At 38.8% G+C, this 3,820-nt stretch carries 4 protein-coding genes and 2 tRNA genes; all 6 read left to right on the top strand.

The window, feature by feature from the left end; genetic code table 11:
- On the top strand, positions 1-487 hold a 487-nt coding region (gene tolA / locus H4J69_RS19385), incomplete at its 5' end, for a cell envelope integrity protein TolA (protein WP_182252047.1).
- A 56-nt stretch (positions 488-543) separates the two neighbouring features.
- The gene (gene tolB / locus H4J69_RS19390; RefSeq protein WP_182245175.1) at positions 544-1,890 is read left to right on the top strand and encodes a Tol-Pal system beta propeller repeat protein TolB; all 1,347 of its coding nucleotides are present in this window, start codon (positions 544-546) and stop codon (positions 1,888-1,890) included.
- A gap of 52 nt (positions 1,891-1,942) precedes the next feature.
- Positions 1,943-2,488: a peptidoglycan-associated lipoprotein Pal gene (gene pal / locus H4J69_RS19395; protein ID WP_070376300.1), complete on the top strand. Its 546-nt coding sequence runs from the start codon at positions 1,943-1,945 to the stop codon at positions 2,486-2,488.
- 12 nt (positions 2,489-2,500) lie between these two features.
- Positions 2,501-3,313 (top strand): tol-pal system protein YbgF, encoded by an 813-nt coding sequence (gene ybgF, locus H4J69_RS19400; RefSeq protein ID WP_182245174.1) that lies wholly within the window; start codon positions 2,501-2,503, stop codon positions 3,311-3,313.
- A gap of 162 nt (positions 3,314-3,475) precedes the next feature.
- Positions 3,476-3,551, top strand: a tRNA-Lys gene (locus H4J69_RS19405).
- Positions 3,552-3,634: 83 nt separating this feature from the next.
- Positions 3,635-3,710 (top strand) — tRNA-Lys (locus H4J69_RS19410).
- The last annotated feature ends 110 nt before the right edge of the window (positions 3,711-3,820 follow it).

The following is a 3,820-nucleotide window of genomic DNA, read 5'->3' on the forward strand; positions in this document are numbered from 1 at the left end:
CGCAGAACAAGCGACGGCTGATGCAAAAGCTAAGCGCTTAAAAGAAGAAATAGCAGCCAAAAAAGCCGATGATTTACTCAAGAAAAAAGCAGCAGAGCGTAAACGTAAAGAGCAAGAAGCTCAAGAACGTGCTCGACAGCAAGAAATGTTAGAGCAACAAATGGCAGAAGAAATGGCGGTTAGACAACAAGCCCGATATCAGCAAACAATGAGTGAGGTTGGTCGCTTTACCGCCCTTATAAGGCAAACAATTCAAGGAAACTTGATCACCGACCGCAGCACTATGGAAGGTAAGTCTTGTAAATTAACCATAAGTCTTGCACCATCAGGTTTTGTAACCAACGTTGTTATTGGCAAAGGGGACCAAGTAGTTTGTAGCGCTTCAAAGACGGCTATTTATAAAGCAGGGACATTACCTGTGTCTAAAGACCCCGAAGTATTTAAAGAAATGCGTACGATTAGCCTAACAGTGGTGCCTGAATTTTAATGGTTCAGTTTATATTCAATGAAAAATAACCCATGACTGAGAAAATAGTAAAATATATGAATAAATTTAAAGTAGCCTTCATTTTCTTTATCGTACTGATTTCAAATAGTGCATTTGCAACGCTTGAGATTGTCATTACCGAGGGTATTGATAGCGCTAGACCTATCGCTGTTGTACCTTTTAAATGGACAGGGCTAGAGCCACTCCCAGAAAATATATCGTCTATTATTGGTGAAGACTTATTGCGCAGCGGTAAATTTAACCCGATAAAAAATAATCGTTTTCCACAAACACCCTTTTCTGATCAAGACATTGATTATTCAGCTTGGGCAAATGAGGGCGTTGAAGCGGTTGTTGTTGGAGAAATTAATCAAATAGGTATTAGTCGTTACAAAATAAGCTACCAGCTGGTTGATGTTATTCGCGGGCAGATCACCGGTGGACAATCGCAAATGCTAAGCAATGGAGAATTGGTTCAAACTTCTGATCATATTTATGCTGAGGGTGCTTTTGAGATTAATGCTGACCAATTTCGTCGTTATGGACATCACATCAGTAATGTTATTTATGAAAAGTTAACCGGCAGTAGAGGTGCATTTTTAACCAAAATTGCTTATGTGATAGTGCGAGACCAAGGTGAATTTCCTTTTCAGTTAGTGATGGCTGATTATGACGGTGTTAATGAGCACGTTTTGTTGAGTTCTAAAGAGCCGTTAATGTCACCTTCATGGCATCCAAGTGGCAATCAGTTAGCGTACTCGACATTTGAGAATAACCAACAAAAAATATATATTATAGATATCTATACCGGAAAGCGTACTATGATAAGCGATCACCCTGGTATAAATAGTGCCCCACGTTGGTCACCCGACGGTAATCAACTTGCGATGATGTTATCTAAAGATGGCAATTCAGAGCTCTATGTTATGGAAGTAGCAACAAGAAAACTACGTCGTATCACCCGTCATCGAGCGATAGATGCAGAGCCAAGTTGGAGCCCTGATGGAAAATCATTAGTATTTAGTTCAGAACGGGGTGGTAAACCTCAGCTTTATCGCGTAAATTTAGTCGATGGTCGTGTTAAACGACTCACCTTTGATGGTGAAATGAACCTTGGTGGTTCAATTACACCTGACGGTCGCCAACTAATTATGGTGAACAGAACACGAGGGAATTATCATTTAGCTAAACAAGAGTTGGCGTCAGGAATTTTTCAAGTTCTGACTAAAACACGTTTAGACGAGTCGCCGAGCATAGCTCCAAATGGTGGCATGATAATCTACAGTACTTTACACAATAATAGGCAAGTGCTTAGTTTAGTATCTGTAGATGGAAGATTTAAAGCGCGCTTACCCGCGGCTGATGGTGAAGTAAAAGCACCTGCTTGGTCACCATTTTTATAAAAAATTAAACATTAATTTAAAACATAACTTTAGAAAAATAAGGACAATTATAATGCGTTTGAATAAAACTGTGAAAGCTCTTGCGATTGCTTTGCCAATTTTGGCTTTATCTGCTTGTAGTTCAAATTCAGAAACTGATGAACAAAGCAATGTAGCGACTAATGCTCAAGAGTCTTCAGTAATTGAAAATAATACTGCTGATGTTCAAGTAAGTGCCGTACAACGTGCCGCTGAAATTGAAGAGCAACAACGTCAAGCATTAGAAAAACTTCGTGCTGAGCACATCGTTTATTTTGATTTTGACACCTCTACAGTTAGCACTGAATTTTCTGCTATTTTAGATGCACATGCTAAATTTTTAAACAAAAGCTCAAGCATGAAAGTTTTAGTTGAAGGTCATGCCGATGAACGTGGTACGCCTGAATACAACATTGCTTTAGGCGAACGTCGTGCCAAAGCGGTAGTAACTTATTTAGAAAATATGGGTGTTTCATCTGCACAGCTAAGTGTTGTTAGCTACGGTGAAGAAAAGCCAATGATTAAAGACCGTAGTGAAAACGCATTTGCTAAAAATCGTCGTGCGGTATTAGTTTACTAATCAAGGATAGAAATGAAACTGAATAAATTTTTATTCGGGATGTCCTTTGCTGTTACTACCCTTGCGGTAGTGGCAGCAGAATCTGCTCCCGTTATAGATATAACCAAGACGGGTGCAATTAAAAGTAGCCCATCGCAATACACCTCTTCGGTACCAGAAACAATGGCTGAGAAGTTGGTTAATCTTGAACGTAAACTTGATGCTCGTAATCGTGCCCAAGTCAAGGTGCAGCGACAGCTTGATGAACTTCAAAATGAAGTGAATGAATTACGTGGTGTTACTGAATTACATACTCATCAGCTTAGTCAAGTTTTGAATCGACAGCGTGAGTTATATCAAGAGCTTGACCGTAGGGTAACAGAAGCATTAAAACCTGAAAATAACGTTCCTGCGGCGATTATAGCCCCAGCAAAAGCCTCTTCAGACGCTTCAATAAATTATTCAACGAATTTAACTGAAAACCAAGCATATGACAGCGCGGTAAATTTAGTTTTAAAAGACAAACAATACGATAAAGCGATCCCTGAATTTCAAGCGTTTAATCGAAAGTTCCCAAATTCTAGTTATGCACCCAACGCACATTATTGGTTAGGACAGCTATTATTTAATAAAACTGAATACACCAAAGCAAAAAATGAATTTAATTTAGTGGTTGAACAATACCTCGACTCAAACAAGCGAAGCGATGCAATGTTGAAGTTGGCGATGGTTGAACAAAAGCTAAATAATAATGCATCAGCAAAAATTTGGTATCAGAAAGTCCTCGCACAATACCCAGATTCAAGTGCGGCTCAACTAGCAAAACCTAGGTTAGAAAATTTATAACCAATAAAAGCGACGATAACTTACACTAACTGCCTTCTTTTTATGCAAGTAGTCAATTAATAAGAAATAAGTTGAATTTAAGGTTGCACTAAAAAAAATTATGAGTATTATATGCGTCGCGTTGAGGCACTAGTGCAACGCAGTGTGAATTAGCACTTATGTCGGCCGTTAGCTCAGTTGGTAGAGCAGTTGGCTTTTAACCAATTTGTCGAAGGTTCAAATCCTTCACGGCCGACCACTTCTTTATAATGTTTATTTCTTATAAAGAAAAAGAAGCACCTTGTAAGATTCGAAATTCATTTCGAAAAAAAGAAAATATGGCGGCCGTTAGCTCAGTTGGTAGAGCAGTTGGCTTTTAACCAATTTGTCGAAGGTTCAAATCCTTCACGGCCGACCAACTTCTTTCTTAACAAGTACAATGCAAAATTAGCATGTTAGTGATTTTTGCATTAGTTGATGATGATTCTCAACACCACAGTTTATATGTCGGCCGTTAGCTCAGTTGGT

Origin of the sequence: Colwellia sp. BRX10-9 (genome assembly GCF_014077405.1) — a bacterium.
In the GTDB taxonomy this organism is placed as follows: Bacteria; Pseudomonadota; Gammaproteobacteria; order Enterobacterales; family Alteromonadaceae; genus Colwellia_A.